The 21914-nt window shown below is 39.8% G+C and carries 29 protein-coding genes and 1 tRNA gene; 18 read left to right on the top strand and 12 right to left on the bottom strand.

The window, feature by feature from the left end:
• The first annotated feature begins 1 nt into the window (after nucleotide 1).
• From ACSHXM_RS13145 to ACSHXM_RS13135, 3 genes are read left to right on the top strand one after another with little or no spacing between them, the layout of a single operon-like run.
• Nucleotides 2-769, top strand: coding sequence for a DUF1538 domain-containing protein (locus ACSHXM_RS13145; RefSeq protein ID WP_435689225.1), 768 nt, complete (start codon nucleotides 2-4; stop codon nucleotides 767-769).
• 18 nt (nucleotides 770-787) lie between these two features.
• Nucleotides 788-1138, top strand: coding sequence for a P-II family nitrogen regulator (locus ACSHXM_RS13140; RefSeq protein WP_435689224.1), 351 nt, complete (start codon nucleotides 788-790; stop codon nucleotides 1136-1138).
• Nucleotides 1135-1536 carry a CBS domain-containing protein gene (locus ACSHXM_RS13135; protein ID WP_435689223.1) on the top strand — a complete coding sequence of 134 codons (402 nt, stop codon included), beginning with the start codon at nucleotides 1135-1137 and terminating at the stop codon, nucleotides 1534-1536. The genes ACSHXM_RS13140 and ACSHXM_RS13135 overlap by 4 nt, the downstream gene beginning before the upstream one ends.
• Nucleotides 1537-1581: 45 nt before the next feature.
• On the opposite strand, the gene ACSHXM_RS13130 is transcribed toward ACSHXM_RS13135, so the two are convergent.
• On the bottom strand, nucleotides 1582-2205 hold the full coding sequence (locus ACSHXM_RS13130) for an MOSC domain-containing protein (protein ID WP_435689222.1): 624 nt from the start codon (nucleotides 2203-2205) through the stop codon (nucleotides 1582-1584).
• A 97-nt stretch (nucleotides 2206-2302) separates the two neighbouring features.
• Between ACSHXM_RS13130 and ACSHXM_RS13125 the strand changes: the two genes are divergently transcribed.
• Genes ACSHXM_RS13125 through ACSHXM_RS13115 form a run of 3 tightly spaced genes read left to right on the top strand, consistent with a single transcriptional unit; the run spans nucleotide 2303 to nucleotide 4330 of the window.
• Entirely contained in the window at nucleotides 2303-2869 is a 567-nt protein-coding gene (locus tag ACSHXM_RS13125) for an RNA polymerase sigma factor (RefSeq protein WP_435689221.1), read from the top strand.
• A complete protein-coding gene (locus tag ACSHXM_RS13120; RefSeq protein WP_435689220.1) occupies nucleotides 2862-3356 on the top strand; it encodes a hypothetical protein in 495 nt (164 codons plus the stop codon). Before ACSHXM_RS13125 ends, ACSHXM_RS13120 begins: the two co-directional genes overlap by 8 nt.
• A gap of 23 nt (nucleotides 3357-3379) precedes the next feature.
• Nucleotides 3380-4330 carry a DUF4097 family beta strand repeat-containing protein gene (locus ACSHXM_RS13115; protein ID WP_435689219.1) on the top strand — a complete coding sequence of 317 codons (951 nt, stop codon included), beginning with the start codon at nucleotides 3380-3382 and terminating at the stop codon, nucleotides 4328-4330.
• A gap of 17 nt (nucleotides 4331-4347) precedes the next feature.
• Here ACSHXM_RS13115 and ispB read toward each other — a convergent pair whose 3' ends face one another.
• The gene (ispB, locus tag ACSHXM_RS13110) at nucleotides 4348-5319 is read right to left on the bottom strand and encodes an octaprenyl diphosphate synthase (RefSeq protein ID WP_435689218.1); all 972 of its coding nucleotides are present in this window, start codon (nucleotides 5317-5319) and stop codon (nucleotides 4348-4350) included.
• Nucleotides 5320-5560: 241 nt separating this feature from the next.
• On the opposite strand from ispB, the gene rplU reads away from it, so the two are divergent.
• The 4 genes from rplU (at nucleotide 5561) to folA (ending at nucleotide 8019) form a co-directional block, all read left to right on the top strand.
• Nucleotides 5561-5872: a 50S ribosomal protein L21 gene (gene rplU / locus ACSHXM_RS13105; RefSeq protein ID WP_235311189.1), complete on the top strand. Its 312-nt coding sequence runs from the start codon at nucleotides 5561-5563 to the stop codon at nucleotides 5870-5872.
• 15 nt (nucleotides 5873-5887) lie between these two features.
• Nucleotides 5888-6145, top strand: a complete 258-nt coding sequence (rpmA, locus tag ACSHXM_RS13100) for a 50S ribosomal protein L27 (RefSeq protein WP_133471404.1) — start codon at nucleotides 5888-5890, stop codon at nucleotides 6143-6145.
• Between the two features lie 122 nt (nucleotides 6146-6267).
• Nucleotides 6268-7428 carry an Obg family GTPase CgtA gene (gene cgtA, locus ACSHXM_RS13095; protein ID WP_435689217.1) on the top strand — a complete coding sequence of 387 codons (1161 nt, stop codon included), beginning with the start codon at nucleotides 6268-6270 and terminating at the stop codon, nucleotides 7426-7428.
• A gap of 69 nt (nucleotides 7429-7497) precedes the next feature.
• On the top strand, nucleotides 7498-8019 hold the full coding sequence (gene folA / locus ACSHXM_RS13090) for a type 3 dihydrofolate reductase (RefSeq protein ID WP_435689216.1): 522 nt from the start codon (nucleotides 7498-7500) through the stop codon (nucleotides 8017-8019).
• Here folA and ACSHXM_RS13085 read toward each other — a convergent pair.
• The 10 genes from ACSHXM_RS13085 to ftsB all read right to left on the bottom strand — a co-directional run bounded on the left by ACSHXM_RS13085 (nucleotide 7994) and on the right by ftsB (nucleotide 15438).
• Nucleotides 7994-8440 (bottom strand): hypothetical protein, encoded by a 447-nt coding sequence (locus ACSHXM_RS13085; RefSeq protein WP_435689215.1) that lies wholly within the window; start codon nucleotides 8438-8440, stop codon nucleotides 7994-7996. The genes folA and ACSHXM_RS13085 overlap by 26 nt on opposite strands.
• A gap of 208 nt (nucleotides 8441-8648) precedes the next feature.
• Complete coding sequence (gene rpoS / locus ACSHXM_RS13080; protein WP_435689214.1) at nucleotides 8649-9632, bottom strand: RNA polymerase sigma factor RpoS; 984 nt, start codon at nucleotides 9630-9632, stop codon at nucleotides 8649-8651.
• Between the two features lie 65 nt (nucleotides 9633-9697).
• The gene (locus tag ACSHXM_RS13075) at nucleotides 9698-10534 is read right to left on the bottom strand and encodes a peptidoglycan DD-metalloendopeptidase family protein (protein ID WP_435689213.1); all 837 of its coding nucleotides are present in this window, start codon (nucleotides 10532-10534) and stop codon (nucleotides 9698-9700) included.
• Nucleotides 10534-11415, bottom strand: coding sequence for a DUF368 domain-containing protein (locus tag ACSHXM_RS13070; protein WP_435689212.1), 882 nt, complete (start codon nucleotides 11413-11415; stop codon nucleotides 10534-10536). Before ACSHXM_RS13070 ends, ACSHXM_RS13075 begins: the two co-directional genes overlap by 1 nt.
• A 62-nt stretch (nucleotides 11416-11477) precedes the next feature.
• A complete protein-coding gene (locus ACSHXM_RS13065; RefSeq protein WP_435689211.1) occupies nucleotides 11478-12113 on the bottom strand; it encodes a protein-L-isoaspartate(D-aspartate) O-methyltransferase in 636 nt (211 codons plus the stop codon).
• A gap of 40 nt (nucleotides 12114-12153) precedes the next feature.
• Complete coding sequence (surE, locus tag ACSHXM_RS13060) at nucleotides 12154-12900, bottom strand: 5'/3'-nucleotidase SurE (RefSeq protein ID WP_435689210.1); 747 nt, start codon at nucleotides 12898-12900, stop codon at nucleotides 12154-12156.
• Nucleotides 12897-13985 carry a tRNA pseudouridine(13) synthase TruD gene (gene truD, locus ACSHXM_RS13055; RefSeq protein WP_435689209.1) on the bottom strand — a complete coding sequence of 363 codons (1089 nt, stop codon included), beginning with the start codon at nucleotides 13983-13985 and terminating at the stop codon, nucleotides 12897-12899. The genes surE and truD overlap by 4 nt, the downstream gene beginning before the upstream one ends.
• Entirely contained in the window at nucleotides 13951-14436 is a 486-nt protein-coding gene (gene ispF, locus ACSHXM_RS13050) for a 2-C-methyl-D-erythritol 2,4-cyclodiphosphate synthase (protein ID WP_435689208.1), read from the bottom strand. The genes truD and ispF overlap by 35 nt, the downstream gene beginning before the upstream one ends.
• Nucleotides 14433-15155: a 2-C-methyl-D-erythritol 4-phosphate cytidylyltransferase gene (ispD, locus tag ACSHXM_RS13045; RefSeq protein ID WP_435689207.1), complete on the bottom strand. Its 723-nt coding sequence runs from the start codon at nucleotides 15153-15155 to the stop codon at nucleotides 14433-14435. The genes ispF and ispD overlap by 4 nt, the downstream gene beginning before the upstream one ends.
• 4 nt (nucleotides 15156-15159) lie before the next feature.
• Nucleotides 15160-15438, bottom strand: coding sequence for a cell division protein FtsB (gene ftsB / locus ACSHXM_RS13040; protein WP_435689206.1), 279 nt, complete (start codon nucleotides 15436-15438; stop codon nucleotides 15160-15162).
• Nucleotides 15439-15807: 369 nt separating this feature from the next.
• Here ftsB and gnd point away from each other — a divergent pair, with 369 nt between their 5' ends.
• The 8 genes from gnd to rplL all read left to right on the top strand — a co-directional run bounded on the left by gnd (nucleotide 15808) and on the right by rplL (nucleotide 21542).
• Nucleotides 15808-17262 (top strand): decarboxylating NADP(+)-dependent phosphogluconate dehydrogenase, encoded by a 1455-nt coding sequence (gene gnd / locus ACSHXM_RS13035; protein WP_435689205.1) that lies wholly within the window; start codon nucleotides 15808-15810, stop codon nucleotides 17260-17262.
• Nucleotides 17263-17556: 294 nt separating this feature from the next.
• Nucleotides 17557-17633, top strand: a tRNA-Trp gene (locus ACSHXM_RS13030).
• A 239-nt stretch (nucleotides 17634-17872) separates the two neighbouring features.
• Nucleotides 17873-18250: a preprotein translocase subunit SecE gene (gene secE, locus ACSHXM_RS13025; protein WP_435689204.1), complete on the top strand. Its 378-nt coding sequence runs from the start codon at nucleotides 17873-17875 to the stop codon at nucleotides 18248-18250.
• Between the two features lie 3 nt (nucleotides 18251-18253).
• Nucleotides 18254-18790 (top strand): transcription termination/antitermination protein NusG, encoded by a 537-nt coding sequence (nusG, locus tag ACSHXM_RS13020; RefSeq protein WP_235314557.1) that lies wholly within the window; start codon nucleotides 18254-18256, stop codon nucleotides 18788-18790.
• A 295-nt stretch (nucleotides 18791-19085) separates the two neighbouring features.
• The gene (rplK, locus tag ACSHXM_RS13015) at nucleotides 19086-19514 is read left to right on the top strand and encodes a 50S ribosomal protein L11 (protein ID WP_235314558.1); all 429 of its coding nucleotides are present in this window, start codon (nucleotides 19086-19088) and stop codon (nucleotides 19512-19514) included.
• Between the two features lie 3 nt (nucleotides 19515-19517).
• Complete coding sequence (rplA, locus tag ACSHXM_RS13010) at nucleotides 19518-20207, top strand: 50S ribosomal protein L1 (RefSeq protein WP_435689203.1); 690 nt, start codon at nucleotides 19518-19520, stop codon at nucleotides 20205-20207.
• A 388-nt stretch (nucleotides 20208-20595) separates the two neighbouring features.
• The gene (gene rplJ / locus ACSHXM_RS13005) at nucleotides 20596-21114 is read left to right on the top strand and encodes a 50S ribosomal protein L10 (RefSeq protein WP_435689202.1); all 519 of its coding nucleotides are present in this window, start codon (nucleotides 20596-20598) and stop codon (nucleotides 21112-21114) included.
• 53 nt (nucleotides 21115-21167) lie between these two features.
• Nucleotides 21168-21542, top strand: a complete 375-nt coding sequence (gene rplL, locus ACSHXM_RS13000; RefSeq protein ID WP_435689201.1) for a 50S ribosomal protein L7/L12 — start codon at nucleotides 21168-21170, stop codon at nucleotides 21540-21542.
• Nucleotides 21543-21914: the final 372 nt, after the last annotated feature.

Raw genomic sequence — 21914 nt, 5'->3', positions numbered from 1 at the left:
CGTGGAATTGTTGTTTGAATTTTTAAATACGCTTAAATCCACTGTAGTGGATGTGCTTCCGATACTATCGATTATTTTGGTATTTCAGTTATTAGTCATTAGAAAGCCGATACCTAAAGTGAAACAAGTCGGTTTTGGCTTTTTGTATGTTTTGATTGGTTTAGCTCTATTTTTATTAGGTCTAGAAAAAGCTCTGTTTCCATTAGGAAAAATGATGGCCGAACAATTAACTGATCCGGTCTTTATTTTTGGCTCTGCAGAGCAGAACTCAGTGTCGTCTTGGCTTGATTATACTTGGGTGTATATTTTTGCCGCTGCTATTGGTTTTAGTACTACAATTGCCGAGCCTTCTTTGATTGCTGTAGCAATTAAAGCTGAAGAAGTCTCTGGTGGGGCGATTAAGGCCAATAGTTTGCGCATCGCGGTGGCAATAGGTGTGGCTGTTGGCATTTCGCTAGGAAGTTATCGAATTGTTGCAGGGCACCCAATTCACTATTACATCATTGCCGGTTACATAGTTGTGGTCATTCAAACCATGTTTTGCCCCAAATTATTGATTCCATTGGCTTATGATTCAGGTGGTGTGACTACATCGACAGTCACTGTGCCATTGGTGGCGGCATTAGGATTAGGTTTAGCAAGTACCATCCCAGGTAGAAGTCCGTTAATTGATGGATTTGGCTTGATTGCTTTTGCTAGCTTATTTCCCATTATTGCGGTTATGGCATACGCACAATTAACCCAATTCAACACTCAACAAAAACAATAGAAATAATGTGAGGATGTTATGCAGTTTAAATTGCTAGTGGCCTTTGTAGAAGATTCTTCAACAGAAGCTGTAATGAAAGAAGCTAGGCGTGCCGGCGCCACAGGTGCAACCATAATTAACAATGCTAGAGGTGAAGGCATAAACAAGCAACGCACTTTTTTCGGCATGCAGTTAGAGACGCAGCGTGATGTATTACTTTTTGTCGTTGAAGAACATTTAGCGAGAAAAGTATTGGAGCGGATCGCGAAAGCAGGGGGCTTTGATGAAGAACCTGGAAAAGGTATCGCTATTCAAGTCGCGGTTGAAGATGCAGTCGGTGTTGCTCATCAAGTTGAACGATTAAAAGGTAAAGTAGAGGAAGAGTTATGAGTCACAAACTTATTCAAGTTAAAGATGCCATGTCCGAAGAAGGCTTCCAATTGGTGGATGGAATGTTAACCGTCGCCGAAGGAATTAAAATTGCTCACGAACATAAAGTGAAAGCAATTATCATAGATAAGCGCGATGAAAATGATGAATATGGTCTAGTGATGTTAGCGGATATCGCTAAGCAGGTGATTGCTAAGAACCGTTCTCCAGAACGGGTTAACCTATATGAAATTATGGCCAAACCTGTATTGAGTGTTTCAGGTACTATGGATGTGCGTTACTGCTCGAGATTATTTGAGCGTTTTGGCATACACACGGCTCCTGTGATTGAAAACAACCATATAGTGGGCATGGTGGATTATACGGATATGGTATTAGCTCACGTTAATGATGAGTGATGAGGTTTTTACAGCTCTGAGCTAGTACAGATTAAGCATTAATTTTTATCGCTTTAACTTGTCTTTCCACTCTGGATCTAAGCCATTGGCATTCATTGCCAGTGATACTTTGTCGGTATCCGTCACCTTTTTTTGTACCACTTGCAGAAATTGCGCGATGCTTAGTTCTGGGTTAACTCGTTCAATCAACTTGATTGAATCATTTACAAATAGGGTTCCTCCTTTAAGTACACGGTAATACCAGCCATGAATTGCATGGGTTGCAACAAATTTATCGAGCTTAGGAGTGCTAAATTTTTCTGAAATTTTAAAACAAGGCATACGAGGACCAGATACCTGGATCTGACAAGCGCCAATTTGATATATGTCACCAATATGTACATTATTTTCATGCATGCCAGCGGCACTTAAGTTTTCACCCATCGACCCTGGCTGGGCTTTTTTATGTAACAAAGGGTAGGCTTTTATTATTTTTTCATAACTCAGTAATGCATATTGATGCAGTGCTCTTTCTGGGCCCCCATGAAAACGTTTATCAATTTGTACGTCCTGCGTTAGCCCAAATTGATTGATTTCGCCTTGATTTATTGAATATTTGTAAATCCCAGTACGTTCATTTTTGGGGCCTATTCGTTTTACTTCAGCCTGATACAAACCACTTAATTTCATACTATGTCCATTTTAAAAATTATTTATTTGAGGTTAATTAAACCTTTGTGATTTACTTTGCGACATATCTTTTAACACAACAAGATAAGAATCTAGATTGAATAATCAAGCTAATGTGGTCGCCGCTCAACATAAATTTGTCACTAAAGGGGAGTTCGAGTTAATTCGCCTAGTGAAAAGTGGTGACAAGCAAGCGTACAACCTATTGTACCAGCAATATATTGGGCAAGTTTATGGCCTCTGCTATCGCTTGACAGGTGAAAAAATGTTGGCAGAAGATGCGGCACAAGAAGTGTTTATTCAGCTGTGGAGAAAAATAGGCAATTTTAAAGGTGATAGTAAATTCTCTACTTGGTTGCACACAGTCACCTCAAATATCACGATTTCTTATTTGCGCAAACAAAAGGGCTGGTTGCAGAAAATGTTTAATTTAGAAGACTCTGTGGCAATGAACGAGATTGCAGAAGAATCGACAGCTAAGGTTGATCTAGAAAGTTACGTGGTTAAATTGCCAGAAAGGGCGCGGATTGTATTTGTATTACATGCCATAGAAGGCTACCGCCATGAAGAGATAGCTAACATGACCAATATGGCAGTGGGAACCAGTAAAGCGCAGTTTCATCGGGCAAAACAATTATTAAAGGAGTGGATGGGTTATGAATAACGATTCATTTGATAATGACTTGGCCATCCAAGTAGCTGAACTTAACAAAGAAAAACAACCAGAACGAGACTTGTGGCAAGGCATTGATTTGGCACTAGCGAATGAAGAGGCTGACTTCGGGAGTCAAACTAAAACCAATCGGAATAAATACTTAATAGCTGCCTCGGTGGCAATGTTTGGATTATTGGGAGGGTTATCTATTTATCAGCAACAGGTTAACTTGACCGGCAGCGATTTAGTAGCCTCTTTGAGTCAGCAGCATTTACAACAAAAAAATGAACTGTTAGTGAGTTACAAAGAGCAAACGCCGTTAACAGAAAATTGGCAGCAACAATTGAAAGACTTAGATCTGGCGGCAGATGCGATTAAGACTGCGTTGGAAAACGATCCTAATAATATGCCTTTATTGAAGATGCTGCAAAATGTGCATCAACAGCAAATTAGTTTGATTGAACGAGTACATGCACCTAAGTGGTCGCAAATTTAAAGTATTGAGTATCGGAGAGAAAAATGAAGAAGTTAGTGATTTTATTAAGTGTATTAGGCTTTTCGTTGAATGCCAGCGCAGAGCAAGCTGTAAACAAGTCAGTGAAAGCAGAAGCAAATGGTCAAGTCAAAATTGAACATATAAACGGTAATGCTGAAGTGCGAGGCTGGGACAAGAATGAAGTTAAAGTGCAGGGCACTTTGGGTGATAGAACAGAAAAGTTTATTTTTGAACGAGACGGAAATGAAGTCATTATTAAAGTCAAAGTAAAAAATTCAAATGGATGGAAAAACTGGAATTCTGACAAAGGTGATGATTTAGAAATTTTTGTACCAAAATCAAGCCAGGTTTTTTATAGCTCGGTAAATGCCGAATTGGATATTAGGGAGATTCAAGGCAGCTCAACTATTGATACCGTAAACGGTGACGTTACAGCCAAAAATTTGGGCGGACGTATTCGCATTGAATTAGTGAATGGTGATGTGGCAGCAGACGAATTAGCCGGAAATGTGAGAATAGAAACCGTGAATGGTGATATTCGAACTAATAGCCAAAACGGAGTAAAAGATCGCTATGAGTCCGTTAATGGAGATATTGACGTTACCAGTGAAAGTGCTGAAGTGAAGGCTGAAACGGTTAATGGAGATATGGAGTTGAACTTAAAAGCTGTGCAGCAATTGGATATTGAAACAGTGAATGGTGATGCTGAGGTCAAACTGGCTCTGTTAAAAGGTGGTGAAGTTGACGCAAATAGTGTTGGGGGCGAAATTAGTCTTTATTTTCAGAAAGATGTATCTGCTACCTTTGATATCGAAACCCACGCTGGTGGGCGTATATCAAACGATTTATCAGAGCATGAAATGCAAAAAGCGAAATATGGCCCTAGGCGTTGGTTAGAGTTCTCGCTAAATGGAGGCAATGCAAGTGTAAATATTTCGACGGTAAGCGGCAGAGTTGAACTAGATAGGCAGTAATAGATAAACGTGGAGTGCTAAGCAGCGCGCTCCACAGCGATGAGAGCAAGCCCAACCAATGCATCTTTATACTCTGAGTCAGGTAAAGGTGCTAAAGCTTGAATAGCTTGATTTGAAGCTTTTAGAGCTTGTTGTTTGGTATAGTCTAAAGCTCCGGTTTGTTGCATAGTCGACATGATTTCGTCGAAATGTTGCATACCATTGCCGGTTTCTATTGCTGTTTTTATTTGCGCTGATTGAGCTGGGTTACCATGCCACATAGCGTAAAGTAACGGTAAAGTCGGTTTGCCTTCGGCTAAATCATCACCGGCATTTTTGCCCATGACTTCTGCGTCTGCTGCGTAATCTAAAATGTCATCAACAAGTTGAAATGCAGTGCCTAAGTATTTTCCGTAGTCTTGCATCGCCGTTTCTATTTCAGCAGTTTGGTCTGTTAATACGGCAGCAAGCAATGTGGCTGCTTCGAATAATCGGGCTGTTTTGCTGTAGATAACCTGCATGTAACTTTCTTCGCTGGTATCGGGATCATTACAATTCATTAATTGCAGTACTTCTCCTTCTGCAATGACGTTGGTTGCATCAGATAGAATTTCCATTACGCGCATTCTTTTTAATGTCACCATCATTTGAAATGAACGGGTATATAAAAAGTCTCCAACAAGTACACTGGCTTGATTGCCAAAGACCGCATTGGCCGTTTCTCTACCCCTACGTAAAGTTGACTCATCAACCACATCATCATGTAAGAGTGTCGCTGTATGAATGAATTCAATAATCGCGGCTAGGGTATGATGCTGATTGGTTTGAATATTGACAGCCCTAGCTGCTAAAACAGTTAATAAAGGCCTTAAACGTTTACCACCACTATTGACGATATAAAAGCCTAGTTGATTAATAAGCGCGACGTCTGAACTTACTTGATTTTGAATTAACTCGTTGACCGCCATCATGTCGTCATGTGCAAGTTTGTTGATATTTTCAAGTTTCATACAGTCGAATTTCAGCCTATTAAAATTATGTTAAAGATTTACGCACACGGATTTTACAGAATTTTATCTGGGTATCCAGTATTGTCACTGGCAAAAGTGCCTAAATTAACGGGCTGAGACAAAACGTTTGATAATTAACCAAATTAATTAATAAATAGGCTTGCTTGGCTGTATCTGTTCACGTACAATTCGCGCCCTGTTTTTGAATATAAGCGTCAAGAGACGTAGAGCGGAGTTTATTATGTACGCGGTTTTCCAAAGTGGTGGCAAACAACACCGTGTGGCTGAAGGCCAAACCGTTCGCCTAGAAAAAATCGAAGTGGCTCCTGGTGAGTCAGTTGAATTCGATGACATCTTAATGGTGAGCAATGGTGAAGATATTAAAATTGGTACCCCATTCGTAAGTGGCGGTAAAGTTACAGCTGAAGTTGTAACTCACGGACGTGGCGAGAAAGTTAAAATCGTTAAGTTCCGTCGTCGTAAGCATTCACGTACCCAAATGGGTCACCGTCAGTGGTTCACGGAAGTGAAAATCACTGGTATTAGCGCTTAATAGGAGTATATACAAATGGCACATAAAAAAGCTGGTGGTAGTACTAACAACGGCCGTGATTCAGAAAGTAAACGTTTAGGTGTTAAACGTTACGGTGGTGAGTCAGTTTTAGCGGGTAACATTATTGTTCGTCAACGTGGTACTAAATTCCACGCTGGTAACAACATGGGTATCGGTAAAGACCACACTTTATTTGCTTTGTCTGATGGCAAGGTTCAATTTGAAGTGAAAGGCCCTAAAAATCGTAAATTTGTAAGCATCGTTGCTGAATAATTAACGATTTAAATATTTAAAGAAGCCCCGCTTTATGCGGGGCTTTTTGTTGAAAAAACAAAAGTCATTTCAAGTTAGCGCTATACTAAACGTTGACGTGTAAGATTAAGGTATTTTAAGTCATGAAATTTGTAGATGAAGCTGATATTCGTGTTGAAGCGGGTAATGGCGGTAATGGTGTAGTAGGTTTTCGTCGTGAAAAATACGTACCAGATGGTGGCCCAGATGGTGGTGACGGCGGAGACGGCGGCAGTGTTTATTTGGTCGCAGATGAAAACTTAAATACCTTAATTGATTATCGCTTTGAACGATTCCACCGAGCTGAACATGGCAAAAAAGGCCAAAGTGCAAATTGTACAGGCCGTGGTGGTGTTGATTTAGAGGTTAAAGTGCCGGTTGGAACACGAGCTACTGATAGCGATACGGGTGAAGTATTAGGTGATCTAACTAAACATACTCAGCGTATGAAAGTTGCCCAAGGTGGTTACCACGGTTTGGGTAATGCTCGTTTTAAAACCAGTACTAACCGAGCGCCTAGACAAAAAACTGATGGTACGCCAGGTGAAGTTAGACACTTAAAGCTAGAACTCATGTTACTTGCTGATGTTGGCTTGTTGGGTATGCCTAATGCTGGGAAATCTACTTTTATACGCAGTGTGTCTGCAGCTAAGCCTAAAGTGGCCGATTACCCGTTTACCACTCTTGTACCTAATTTAGGTGTTGTGCGTTTAGATGCAATGCGCAGTTTTGTGATAGCAGATATTCCAGGGCTAATTGAAGGTGCTGCTGAAGGCGCCGGTCTAGGTATTCAGTTTCTTAGACATTTAGAGCGCTGCCGAGTGTTACTGCATATGGTTGATCTTATGCCTGCTGACGGTTCAGATCCGGTTGAGAATGCCAAAGCAATCATCGAAGAGTTAGAAAAATACAGTCCTAAATTAGCGGCTAAACCGCGCTGGTTAGTGTTTAATAAAGTTGACTTGATGCTTGAAGAAGAAATCAGCGATTTGTGCACTAACATTGCCAAAGAATTAGGCTGGGAAGATCAATTTTATAAAATTTCAGCTTTCCAAAAAGTCGGTACTCAAGACTTATGTATGAAGGCAATGGATTTTATTGAATCATTACCTGAAGAAGAGCCTGAGTTAACAAATGAAGAAGCAGGCTTTAAGTGGGATACACCAAGCAAAGACACCATTGATGATACATCAGATTACGAAGACGATGATGATGACGACTTTGATGGGGATGATGACTTTGAGGTTGTTTATACCAAAGGTTAGGATAAATTAAGGTCAAATTTACGTTTGGCCTTAATATTTAGAGCTTCTGTTTATTCACAAGAATTTATTATGATGAAAATTTCAATGATCGCTGCCATGGCAAATAACCGAGTTATTGGCGCAGACAATGCAATGCCTTGGCACTTACCAGCCGATTTAAAACACTTTAAAAAAACAACCTTAGGTAAGCCAATTATTATGGGGCGTAAAACCTATGAATCTATTGGAAAGGCGTTGCCTGGCCGTTTGAATATTGTCATTACTTCAGATCAAAGTTATTCCCTAGGTGATGCCAGTGTCGTGCATAGTTGTGAGCAGGCAGTGACCACTGCAAGTGATCATTTTGATGAACTAGGTTTAGAAGACTGTGAAGTCATGATCATTGGTGGAGGTACTATCTATCAACACTTTTTATCGTTTTGCCATAGGTTGTACTTAACTGAAATTGACCTCAGCGTAGCTGGAGATACGTATTTCCCCGATTACCAAGCCGACTTTGCATGGCGTGAAATTGAAGAGGAATCTCATCTACCAGATGATAATAATCCTTACAAATACCGGTTTGTTACTTTTGACAAACAGGTTGCTTAGGTTTTTTCAGTAAAGCAAAGGTATAGACATAACCATATACCCCGGTAATGATAATACTTGGCGTGACCGTTAACCAAAGGTTTGGTGTTTGGTTTACCCAATTGACTCCAATAGCAATACTTGCCTGTATCAACAATGCTGGAATAGGTGCAATTAAAAAGCCTGGAATACTGTTGTTATTAAAATATGTGGCTGAATTATCTAACACATTTTTTAAGGTTTTAAATATCGCAATATTTTGAGTCGTTTTAGAGTGTACTGTGCAAATAATGGGCACCACAAACAACAGTGAAAAACTGTTTTGACCAAATTTCTCTACTGATTTCTCCAGTACAAAAGTAAATAGTATGGTGATAGTAGCGCTGAGTGCTCCCTGGACTAAGGCAGACCTAAGTACTAAAGCCTGATCATCCGTTACCATATTATTTGCCCAGTATGACCACGCAAAATAAAAGCCAAATGATAGAATTGCCGAAATAATTAATCTGATTGTTGAAAACGACATGTAGCCCAGCTTATTAAGTGTGGAGGTTAAGTTATGTTAACTCTATTAATCTTTCAGTAAAATATAGGTCTATAAAAAGAAAAAGCCTCGGATGAGGCTTTACATTGATTTAGTCGAAACTTAATTAACTTAGTTTGTTAAATACTGCTTCTAAATCTAAACCTTTATGTCCTAACATGTCACGTAATCTACGTAGAGCTTCAACTTGAATTTGTCTGACTCTCTCTCGGGTTAAGCCAATTTCAACACCTACGTCTTCTAAGGTAGATGGTTCGTAACCCATCAATCCAAAACGTCTGGCTAAGACTTCTCTTTGTTTGGGGTTTAAATCTTCTAACCATTTGATGATATTAACTTTTACGTCGGAGTCTTGTAAGTCCTCTTCAGGGCCATGTCCTCTGTCATCAGCAATGACGTCAAGTAATACCTTGTCATTTTCACCTCCAATAGGCGTGTCAACTGAGGTGATCCTTTCATTTAGACGTAACATTTTAGACACATCGGCGACAGGTTTATCTAGTGCTTCTGCAATTTCTTCTGCAGTTGGTTCATGGTCGAGCTTTTGAGCTAACTCTCTTGCTGCTCTTAGATAAACATTTAATTCTTTCACCACATGAATAGGTAACCGAATTGTTCTGGTTTGATTCATGATTGCACGTTCAATAGTTTGTCTAATCCACCATGTAGCGTACGTAGAAAATCTAAACCCACGTTCTGGATCAAACTTTTCAACGGCTCTAATCAGGCCTAAGTTTCCTTCTTCTACTAGGTCTAATAACGCCAGTCCACGATTGTTATAACGGCGGGCAATTTTTACAACTAGACGCAAATTGCTGACTATCATGCGTTTTCGAGAAGCTTCGTCACCTTTTAGTGCGCGACGAGAAAAATAAACCTCTTCTTCAGCTGTGAGTAATGGGGAAAAACCGATTTCACCTAGATATAGCTGAGTAGCATCTAAGTTTTTCTTTTTGTCTTCTTTGGAGGATAATATTTCTTCTAATTGAGTATCAGATTCTTTTTCAGCTTTAGCTATCTCTCGTTCAACCGCTTCTTCAATATCGGTAAACGCATTGATTTCTACTTCAACTGTTTTTTCTTGGCTCATAACAATGACTCCTTAACGGTAAATTACGTAACGTCTCCTAATCTAATTGTTATAATTTATTGTTATTATCTTTGAGGTAGATAGTTCAAAGGGTTAATTGATTTTCCTTTGTACCTAACTTCAAAATGAAGCTTGACCTTATCGGTCCCACTACTACCCATTTTAGCAATTTGTTGGCCACGTTTGACCCATTGCTGTTCTTTCACTAATAATTTGTCGTTATGAGCATAAGCAGATAAATAAGCTTCTGTATGCTTAATAATGACAAGTTGACCAAAACCTCTTAATGCCTTGCCTGTGTAGACAACTTTTCCATCAGCGGCAGCCAATATTGGCGAGCCTAATTTTCCCGAAAAGTCCAAGCCTTTATTACCATCGTCTTTTGCAGAAAAACCTTTAGTAACAGGTTTTTGGGTTGGCCAAGACCATCGTTTTACTTGGTAAGGAAATTTGCCAATGACAGATTCATTTGAATTGCTATTAACATTTTGTTCACTTTCACCATACGCCTGCTTAACTGGGACGTCAACCACTTGATTTGTAATAATTTTTGAGGTCGTACCAGTTTTAACTTGCGACTTTTGTCTAATTGAATTACGAGGAGATTTAAGGGTTATTGTCTGTCCAGGATAGATATTGAAAGGAGCTTTAATCTTGTTTAAAGCCGCTAAATCCCTGTAATCATTGCCACTAAACCAGGCTATTGAAAACAGTGTATCACCTTTGGCAACTACATAGGATTTACCCTTGTATGCGCTAGCTTGGTAGTCAGTGTAAGACTTCCCTTGGTATAACTCTTGAACTGGAGCGGGTTGTTTTCTGTTTGAGCAGCCAATAATACATAAGCTGAATAGTAAAATATAAAATAAACAACGGGCTTTACGATTGGCTTTATTTATCATTAATTGCTTTTTTGTCCTATTTTTTCTAGCACGATGACTAAAGCTAACCCTAAAATCATCAAACCTAATGAAAACCATAAATAAGATGTTTGTTGTGTCAGAGATTCAAAAGTGTGAGGAAATACGTTTTCTTGTACTAGTGGGATTTCTTTGCCGTGTCTATTGATGACGGTTTCTAAAGTGTGTTTCCAGGGCCACACTTTGTTTAATGACCCCAACATAAAGCCACCAAGCAAAGCCAAAGTAAGATTTTTGTAATGTTTAAACATCCAACTGAGGACATGAGAAAAGCTCAGTAAGCCTAATACGCAGCCTAGTGCAAAAATCCCTAGGGTTATGAATTGCAATTCTTTGACGGCCATTAACATTGGCGCATACATGCCAAGTAGAAGTAACAAGAAGCTGCCAGAGATTCCGGGCAATATCATTGCGCAAATAGCAATCATGCCCGATAAAAATACGATAAGCGGGGTTGATTCGATTGTTGTTGGACTAATAATGGTAATGAAATACGCACTGACAGTTCCTATAACAAACGTGCAGACAAGCCCTATGTTCCAGTTTGGAATATGTCTTATTAACGACCAAACAGCTGCTAATATTAGCCCGAAAAAAAACGACCATAATAACACCGGATACTCTGCTAGTAGAAATAAAACCCCACGGGATATTGTGAGTATACTAACCAGTACTCCGGTAAATAAGGACAATAAAAACGTGCCATTAATATGTTGCCAAGCTGCTTTAAGTCCTTGGGAAAATAATATTTTTAAAGCTGATGGTCCACACTGTTTTAAAGAGTATATTAGCTCCTCGTAAATTCCTGTCATAAAAGCAATAGTGCCACCAGACACACCAGGAACTGCATCTGCTGCACCCATTAAAGATCCACGAGCAGCTATTCCTACTAATTGGCTTTTGGTTCTAGGTTTATTGGGAAGACTCAAATTATTTCTCCAGCCACTAAGGGCACAAATCTTACTGCTTCAATTATTTTTGATTCAAACTCATCACCCTGACGAGTAATACAATGTAATTGCTGACTTTCTTCGCCAACTGGAATGATGAGCCTGCCACCATCATTTAATTGTTGATATAACTTTTCTGGCATAGAGCTCGCTGCTGCCGTCACTATGATGGCATCGTATGGCCCTTTACTTGGCCAGCCTTGCCATCCGTCCCCATGTTTCATTTTCACGTTGTGAAGATCTAGTTGGTTCATTCGGCGTTTCGCCTGGAATTGCAGAGTTTTAATTCTTTCAACTGAATAGACTTGCGTAAATAATTGAGCTAAAACGGCGGTTTGGTAACCAGACCCAGTTCCAATTTCTAATACGTTTTGAGGTTTATTGGCCGATTCTAATAAAAGTTCGGTCATACGCGCCACTATGTAGGGTTGCGAAATGGTTTGCCCTTGACCAATAGGTAAAGCCGTATTTTGATAGGCTTTATGTTGCAAGGCATCAGGTAAGAACAATTCGCGGGGAATATTGGCGATGGCCGTTAACACTTTTGTATTGGTTACGCCCTCAGCATGTATAAGTTGGGCTAGGTTTTCGCCCTTACGTGATGTTCTCATTATTTTATATTCCGTATTGCGGCTTTTAGGCTCTTGTTGTTTAAATTTTTTCTATCCATTGGGATAGTTGTTTTAAGCTCTTATGAGCGGTCATGTCGATACTCAATGGTGTGATTGAGCAATAACTATTGGCAATGGCATGAAAATCTGTGCCTGGCCCGGCATCGAGCTCCGGTCCAACATCTCCATACCAATAAATATCTCGCCCATGAGGATCTTGTGCTTTCGTCATGTTTTCGGCTTTATGCCTTTTACCTTGACGGGTTACCTTGATCCCTTTTATGTCTTGTTGGGGAATATCGGGTGCATTAATATTTAATATTTGATCAGCAGGTAATGGATGTTCTGCTAGCTGCTGAATAATATCAGCTACTACTTTTGCTGCGCCAGTAAAATGTTTTGCTTGTCTGCTTGCCAATGATACCGCTATCGCAGGTAACCCCATGTGTCTTCCTTCAGTTGCTGCGGCCACTGTTCCAGAATAAATTACATCGTCACCTAAATTAGCCCCATGATTAATGCCTGATATTACCAAGTCTGGCTCTTGTGATAACAACTGATTAATACCCAAGTGTACACAATCAGAGGGGGTGCCATTTACCGCATAAAAGCCATTCTCCATTTTATGCACTCTTAAAGGAGTTTGAATAGACAAGGCGTTACTCGCAGCACTGCAATTTCTATCTGGTGCAATGACAGTCACTTGATGTTTTTGACTCAACTCTAAATATAAAGCGTTGAGGCCTTTGGCAAAAACTCCGTCGTCATTACTTAATAATATATTCATGGGGTATTATCACGATTTTCTTGAACGTTTATCACTTCACGTATGATTGACGTTGCGAAACATCCAGCAGGTAAAGAAAACTGCAAATTTAAATTATTCTCTGTTAGTGCCCATCTCATGTCTTTTGGAAATAACCTGAGTGATCGCCTTTCTTGTTTTAAGCCTAGTGAGGCGAGGGTTTGTGTGACTAGAGAGTTGTTTTGGGCAATTGCGTCTTCTAACTGATAAACCTCATTTTGACTTACTAGGTCACCGGCTCCCCATAGTGGCGCTGTAGTATAAATGTCTTGTTCTAAAAGACGTTTTGTTATGCTCGAGTCGATAATGTCGGGGCAGAAGAAGCTGTTGCTACCAGCAAGTTGCATCACATCGCCTGGTAGCGCTTGGGTTAATTTGTCTAGCGTTAACCTATTGTGAATATTCTCGTTAAATAGCCAGGACCGCAGAGCTGAAATGGCCATCGAACGTTTGTTTCGATTGCGAATGGACTCTCCGTTAACCATTTTTTCGGCTAAAACTAAATTTCCACCTCTGTCATCATAACGTGTAGAGCCAAACCTTTGAGCACCGAAGTAGTTTGGTACGCCTTGAACTTCAATATTTTGAAGTCTTTCATCTATACCTTGTACTGAACTTAAGTTATTAAGGGTTATCGTAAAGTGATTGCCTTTTAATACACCTGTTCGTAGTTTTTTATTATGCCTAACGGCTTTTAAAACTTTTGCTCCCGGTTCATTAAATAGGTTCCAATCAAACTCGCCTTTTCCAGGCAGGTGAACACTAAACCATTGGCTGGTTAACGCATGTTTATCTTTACGACCGGCATAAGTGACGTTGCGTAAGGGAAGTTGGGTGAACTTTGCGATTTGTTCGGCTAAATAGGCGGTATTTAAACCACTTTTTTCAACCCACAAATATATATGTTCGCCTTCACCACATGGTTCATAACCCAAAATTTCGGATACTTGAAAGTCTTCCGCTGAGGCTTTGAGTTGGCCTGTTATATTCAGGACGGGGTACTGATGTCGCCAATGTTGAGTGGATAACAAGTTAGGCTTCTCTCTTGAATAACAATACGACGGCATGGCATGCTATGCCTTCTTTTCGGCCTGCAAAACCTAATTTTTCTGTGGTGGTGGCTTTAACGTTGACTTGATTTTCTTCAGCTTGTAAGTCAGTTGCTATCAAGCCTCGCATAGAATCAATATGAGGTGCCATCTTGGGGGCTTGGGCGACAATTGTGAGATCTAAATTTCCAAGTTGATACCCTTGGTTTGTTACCAATTGATATACGTGCCTGAGTAATTCTCTACTGTCTACTCCCGATAAGTTAGGATCGGTATCTGGAAAATGTTTGCCTATGTCTCCTAAGGCTAGTGCGCCTAAAAGTGCGTCGCACAGAGCATGTAAAGCTACGTCTCCGTCAGAATGGGCAATGAGGCCCGTTTCATATTCGATTGTGGTACCGCCAATAATAATAGGTCCTGATCCGCCAAATTTATGTACGTCATAACCGTGGCCTATTCTGAAATTCATTGGGTTTCCTTATGGAGAGATTGATCACTTTTACTTTGGGTTAAATAAAACTCCGCTAGTAGCAGATCTTCTGGCTGGGTGACTTTAAGGTTTGACGCATGACCTTCAACCAGTTTTACCGGTTTACCAATGTATTCTATGGCGGAAGCCTCGTCTGTTATGGTTTGGTTTTCTTGATTGGCTTTTTCTAAAGCGAATTTAAGCTCATCTAATTTAAAAAATTGGGGAGTTAATGCGTGCCATAAATTTTCACGTGATTCAGTTTGAAGTACAGTTTTGTTCGAGTCAGACCTTTTCATTGTATCGCGAACTCGAGTAGCTAATATTCCACCCGTTTCACTTTGCTCGGCTAACGCTAATAGTTTGGTTAAATCTTCTAGTGCTAAACATGGTCTGGCTGCATCGTGTACTAACACCCATTGTTCATCATTTGGCAGATATTGTAAGCCCGCTAATACTGAATCAGCACGTTCTTTTCCGCCTAGCGTAGTTTCGACTTTGGGGTGCTGAGCAATAGGCAATGTCTTGAATACCTTATCTTCAGGGTTGAGTACTATAAGCACTCGTTTAATTTTGGGATGTTCGAGTAATCTTAATATTGTGTGTTCGATTAAAGTGCGCTTAGCAATGGTTAAATATTGTTTTGGCAATTCTGACAACATCCGCTTGCCAACGCCTGCTGCGGGCACTACAACTGAGTATAAAGATTTTGATGACATTAAATTAATGTTCTGTTGGCAAAATGCGGTAGAACGTTTCGCCTTGTTTAATTAACCCTAAACCGTTTCGTGCTTTTTCTTCAGCGGCATCTAAACCCATTTTAAGATCATGTATATCGGCCTTAAGTAAATTGTTTCGCTGGGTTAAATTGCTGTTTTGGGTGACTTGCAGAGAAACTTGTTCTTTTTTTAACATAAAGTCAGGCACACTGTTTTTGCCAAACCATAATCGATATTGGAGCATGCAAAATAGACAAACTAATACAGCTGTTACCCATTTCATTTCATTTGCCTCCAATATATTTGATAAAACTTATTATGCCGAGGTTTGTTAGGCTTTAAAAGCACTATGACTAACTGAATTTGATTCTTATCTGTTGTTTAGTGCTATTTTGATCTCGGGATATTTTATCAATATGGTAAGTGTTATTTGCGGTCAATAAACTTAGACATAAGACCACTAAAAGCTAAATGAGAATTTCTTATTCGAATGCATTCTTATTTTTATTTGATTCAAGGATGCTAACTCACTGAATTTTGCGTAAAATATTCACAATCCGAAATAGTGGACTTTTGGCGAGTGCGGTCTTCAAAGTGTATATATTGATTCGGTTATTCACACTCTTTAAATTAATATAAAAATTGGAAATTTATGAAAACTCTATCTGATATTGGCTTAATAGGCCTAGCTGTTATGGGTGAAAACCTAATTCTTAATATGGCGAGTAAAGGATACACCGTTACGGCATACAATCGTTCAACAGATAAAGTTGAAAACTTTATTAACGGTAGAGCAAAAGGTGAAACCATTCGCGGTGCATATTCAGTAGAAGAACTGGTTCAATCACTCGCTACGCCAAGAAAAATAATGATAATGGTAAAATCTGGTGCGCCAGTTGATGCCACAATTGAGCAACTTTTACCTTTATTAGATAAAGGCGATATTATCATTGATGGTGGTAATACCCATTTCCCAGATACTATTCGTCGCGAAAAATACTGTGCTGAAAAAGGTATTAACTTTGTAGGTGCGGGTGTATCAGGCGGAGAAGAAGGCGCATTAAAAGGGCCATCAATTATGCCTGGCGGTTCAGCAGAAGCTTGGCAAGCCGTAAAACCTATTTTCCAAGACATTTCGGCAAAAGTTGAAGATGGTTCACCTTGTTGTGACTATGTGGGTGAAAACGGTGCAGGCCACTTTGTAAAAATGGTTCACAATGGTATTGAGTACGGTGATATGCAGTTGTTGTGTGAAGCCTACCAAATCATGAAAGAAGTACTTGGCATGTCTGCAGATGAAATGCATGAAGTCTTTAAAGAGTGGAATACAACTGAACTAGACAGTTATTTAGTTGAAATTACCCGTGATATCTTGGCCTATAAAGATGAAGATGGTGGTCCTCTTGTTGAGAAAATTCTAGACACTGCTGGTCAAAAAGGTACAGGTAAATGGACGGGTGTTGTTGCACTAGATTTAGGTGTGCCTCTTACTCTTATCGCTGAGTCAGTATTTGCTCGTTGTATCTCTGCTCTTAAAGATGAGCGTGTTGAAGCATCTAAAGTGATCAACGGTCCTGCTAAAACGTTTGATGGTGATAAAGCCGCGTTTATTGAAGATCTTCGTCAAGCAGTATTAGCTGCTAAAATTGTTTCTTACGCACAAGGTTATACTTTGATGCGCGAAGCAGCGAAAGAGTTTAACTGGAACTTAAACTACGGCGGCATTGCTCTAATGTGGCGTGGTGGTTGTATTATTCGTTCTGCTTTCTTAGGAAAAATCAAAGAAGCATTCGATAAAAATCCAGAGTTAAACAACTTACTACTTGATGATTACTTTAAAGACACAGTTGTAGGTGCTCAAGAAGGATGGAGACGTGTAGCCGTTAAGTCTATCGAAACAGGTGTGCCAGCTCCGTGTTTGACAGCTGCTCTTAATTACTTTGATGGTTATCGTACAGCGCGCTTACCTGCTAATTTATTACAAGCACAACGTGACTACTTTGGCGCACATACTTATGAGCGCACCGATAAGCCAAGAGGTGAGTTCTTCCATACTAATTGGACTGGACGTGGTGGTAACACGTCATCATCTACTTATAACGCGTAAAGTTATAGCGCTACTTTTAAGTAAGGCGTAAATTTTTAAACCCATCAAAGTTTCTTTGGTGGGTTTTTATTTTGTAAGATAGATTATACCAATCCATATTACTAAGTGAATAGAGTTAAATCTTGGTTATTCGAGGTTTTCTTCTTGAATCCATGTAGGCAATAAGTATAATACGGCTCCCTCCTTGATGTTGATTCTGAATTTTTCCGAAAAATATATGATTCTACAAGGTTGGTGTAACTAAATTTCGCGCTGATTAATATTGTTATTTTATTCGAGCGCTTAAAAAAATTTAGGGGTGTAGTTCCAATTGGTAGAACAGCGGTCTCCAAAACCGATGGCTGGGGGTTCGAATCCCTCCACCCCTGCCATATTAGGCAAAATTCAATTAAGATTTTATCTAGGTTGGATTAAATAAATAGTAGTGAAGGTAGAGGGATGAGAACGCCCACGGTTCGACAAATCGTCTGGAACGATTTGAACCGCGTTAGCGCCGCTTGCGGTCAGTTACATGGATGTAACTGAGAACATCCCTCCACCCCTGCCATTATTTGGCAAAATAACTCAATATTAGGTGAGTTATAAAATAGTAAAAGAATTAAGGTTTAGCATGAGCGAGAATACAGAAAACAGTTCCAATCCTTTAGATATGTTGAAGTGGTTGGTTACAATAGCTTTGTTAGCAAGCGTAGTTGCAGCTAATCATTTTTTACCAGAACTTTCTGTTCTGTATATTGCAATCATTGCTGTTGTTGCAGTAGGTTTCGCAGGATTTATCGCATCTACTACGACAAAAGGTAGTGCATTTATTACTTTTGCTAAAGATTCACGCACTGAAGTACGAAAAGTTGTCTGGCCTACACGTCAAGAAACAACTACCACTACTCTAATTGTATTAGCTGCTACTGTTGTTATGGCGCTTATTTTGTGGGGCTTGGATGGTATTATTGTCGAAGTGGTTTCTTTTATTACAGGATTAGGAATCTAAACTATGTCTGATAAAAAATGGTACGTAGTGCAAGCTTTTTCTGGTTATGAAGGTCGAGTTCAAAAAACGCTACTAGAACATATTAGAATGCATGAAATGGAAGACTACTTCGGTGAGATTTTGGTTCCTACTGAAGAAGTAGTAGAAATGCGTGCTGGCCAAAAAAGAAAAAGTGAGCGTAAATTCTTCCCAGGTTACGTATTAGTTCAAATGGACATGAATGAAGATTCATGGCATTTGGTGAAAAGTGTGCCTAGAGTATTAGGTTTCATTGGTGGTACATCTGACCGCCCAGCACCTATCACAACTAAAGAAGCTAATGCTATCTTAAATCGCCTTGAAGAAGGTGTTGATAAGCCAAAACCAAAGACATTGTTCGAACCGGGCGAAGTGGTACGAGTTACCGATGGTCCATTTGCAGATTTCAACGGTGTTGTAGAAGAAGTCGACTACGAAAAGAGTCGCTTGAAAGTTTCTGTACTTATATTTGGCCGTTCAACTCCAGTCGAGTTGGAATTTGGTCAAGTAGAAAAAGGGTAAATCCAGATTCTTTAGGAGCTCTGCTCCGTCTGGATTTACGAGTATACAAGGATGTATACTCCGGATGAAGAGCATCAGGGATGTGTGATTGACTACTTTTATTTAGCCTGCCAATCCACCTATTGACAGAGTATCGTTTCTATTAAGCATAAAATTTAAAAAAGTCAACAATTAGACTTGTATAGGGCCGCGGATTAATCTATAATTCGCGGCCCTTTTTATTAGAACGGGAAGCCGATAGAGTAAGCATTCTCAGTGTTTACAAGGCGTTATACCCAAATTAGAGAGTATTATCATGGCGAAAAAAGTCACTGGCTTAATTAAGCTTCAGGTTGCAGCAGGTGCTGCGAACCCTAGTCCACCAGTTGGTCCTGCATTAGGTCAACATGGTGTAAATATCATGGAATTCTGTAAAGCGTTTAACGCAAAAACAGAAAGCTTAGAAAAAGGCGCTCCAGTTCCAGTAGAAATTACTGTTTACGAAGATCGTTCTTTTACCTTCCTAACTAAAACTCCTCCTGCTTCTTTCTTACTTAAGAAAGCTGCTGGCGTGAAAAGTGGTTCAGGCCGTCCTAACACTGAAAAAGTGGGTAAAGTGACGCGCGCGCAATTAGAAGAAATTGCTAAAACTAAAGAACCTGATTTGACTGCAGCAAGTTTAGATGCAGCAGTAAACACCATTGCTGGCTCTGCACGCAGCATGGGCTTAGTGGTAGAGGGATAAGACATGGCTAAATTATCAAAACGCGCTCGCTTAGTACTTGAAAAAGTTGAAGTGACGAAAGAATATGAATTTAATGAAGCTATTGCTTTATTAAAAGAATTAGCAACTGCGAAATTTTCTGAAAGTGTTGACGTTGCAGTTAACCTTGGCATCGATGCTAAGAAATCTGATCAGAACGTTCGTGGCGCAACTGTATTACCAAATGGTACAGGTAAAGACGTACGTGTAGCTGTATTTACTCAGGGCGCTAATGCTGAAAAAGCAAAAGAAGCCGGTGCAGATATCGTTGGTATGGACGACTTAGCTGATTTAGTTAAGAAAGGCGAAATGAACTTTGATGTTGTTGTTGCTTCTCCTGACGCAATGCGCGTTGTAGGTCAGTTAGGTCAAATCTTAGGTCCACGTGGACTTATGCCTAACCCTAAAACTGGTACAGTAACTCCTGACGTAGCAACAGCAGTTAAAAATGCTAAAGCTGGTCAGGTTCGTTATCGTAACGACAAAAACGGTATTATCCATGCTAGCATCGGTAAAATCGCTTTTGAAGCAAACCAAATTCAAGAAAACTTAGCAGCATTGCTAGAAGCGCTTAACAAAGCTAAGCCTTCTTCAGCTAAAGGTACTTTCATTAAGAAAATTAGCCTTAGCACAACAATGGGTGCGGGTGTTTCTTTGGACCAAGCTAGCTTATAAGTTAGGTGGTCGCTTTAACTAAGGTTAAAGCGCAGTTAGCCCTTAAGGCTAACTTCTCTATAAAGGTTATGGGTTAGAGTCTGAGTTATATTTTTTGAAAGAAAAGTTTAACGACAGGCTCTCGTCCAAGACCGCAGGCGTAAGTTGGGGACCGAAGTAAGAGAGCTTTCTCCGAGATGGTAATTGAAAGGTTATTATCGTAAACAACTTGCTTAAAATATGAGCCTGCGCAGACGGTGGTATCGACTCAGACTCTCTGGGATTAACGAACACCGTAGAGCGGTGGATTTGTTAGAAGGTCAAACTTCCAACAATGATATCAATCTGTGAATCCTGAAAATGAAATTTCTATTGAAATGATTTTTCAGACTTTAAGAAGGTGAACTCAGTGGCATTAGGCTTAGCAGCAAAAAAAGAGATCGTAGCGGAAATTAGTGACGTTGCATCTCAAGCTCTATCTGTTGCCGTTGCTGAATACCGTGGCATGGAAGTGGCAGAATTAACTGAACTTCGTGTTAAAGCTCGCGAACAAGGTGTTTACTTACGAGTAGTTCGTAACACTCTTGCAAAACGTGCTTTATCTGAAACTAAGTTTTCTGACCTTGACAGTGCGTTAACTGGTCCTTTGATTTATGGTTTTTCAATTGAAGCACCTGGTGGTGCTGCACGTCTTTTCAAAGACTTTTGCAAAACTAACGACAAGTTAAACGTAACTGCACTTTCTATTGGTAGTGGTTTATTGGGTCCTGAAAAATTGGATGCAGTAGCTTCACTTCCTACCCGCGACGAAGCGTTGGCAAGATTACTTGCTACCTTCAAAGCACCTGCCGAGAAATTCGTTCAAACTATCAACGAAGTTCCAGGCAAATTTGTGCGTGTATTGGCGGCGATCAAAGACGAAAAATAATTTTCGTTTTTGTACATATTAAATTTTAACATTAAACCCAGGAGTTTAGAGAAATGGCTCTAACTAAAGAAGATATTTTAAACGCAATTGCTGAAATGCCAGTAATGGAATTAGTTGAACTAATCGAAGCAGCTGAAGAGAAATTTAACGTTTCTGCTGCTGCAGCTGTAGCTGTTGCTGCACCTGCTGCTGGTGGCGCTGAAGCTGCTGCAGAACAAACTGAATTTGATGTTGTTATGACATCTTTCGGTGGTAACAAAGTTGCAGTAATCAAAGCGGTACGTGGCGCAACTGGTCTAGGTCTTAAAGAAGCTAAAGAAGTAGTTGAATCTGCTCCTAAAGCTATCAAAGAAGGCGTTGATAAAGCTGAAGCTGAAGAACTTAAGAAGACGCTTGAAGAAGCTGGCGCTGAAGTTGAGCTTAAATAATCTGCCTAAACACAGATTGTTAGCCTGAAATGGCATAGGCTGGTGACTTTTTAGTCACCAGCCTTTTTGCGCTGTAGGATTTGGAATTTTCATCCTTTGATACGAATCCTAGTAAGTAAGCGCAAAATGTATTTAAAATCTAATAAAACCAATAAGTTAAGTAAGCCTCTTAATGACTTTGGCAAAGATGTTAAATACAAAAGTAAAGGGTAGCGGAAGTTTGTTTAATGAGTGCACTCGTTAAACAAGTTGGGTCAAAAATCGGCAGGCTGAGGAACCCATGGTTTACTCCTATAGCGAAAAGAAACGTATCCGTAAGGATTTTGGCAAACGCCCACAGGTATTGGAAATACCGTATCTACTTTCAATCCA

The organism is Paraglaciecola sp., from assembly GCF_051252315.1.
Taxonomy (GTDB): Bacteria; Pseudomonadota; Gammaproteobacteria; order Enterobacterales; family Alteromonadaceae; genus Paraglaciecola.
This window is presented reverse-complemented; position numbering and strand designations above follow the sequence as displayed.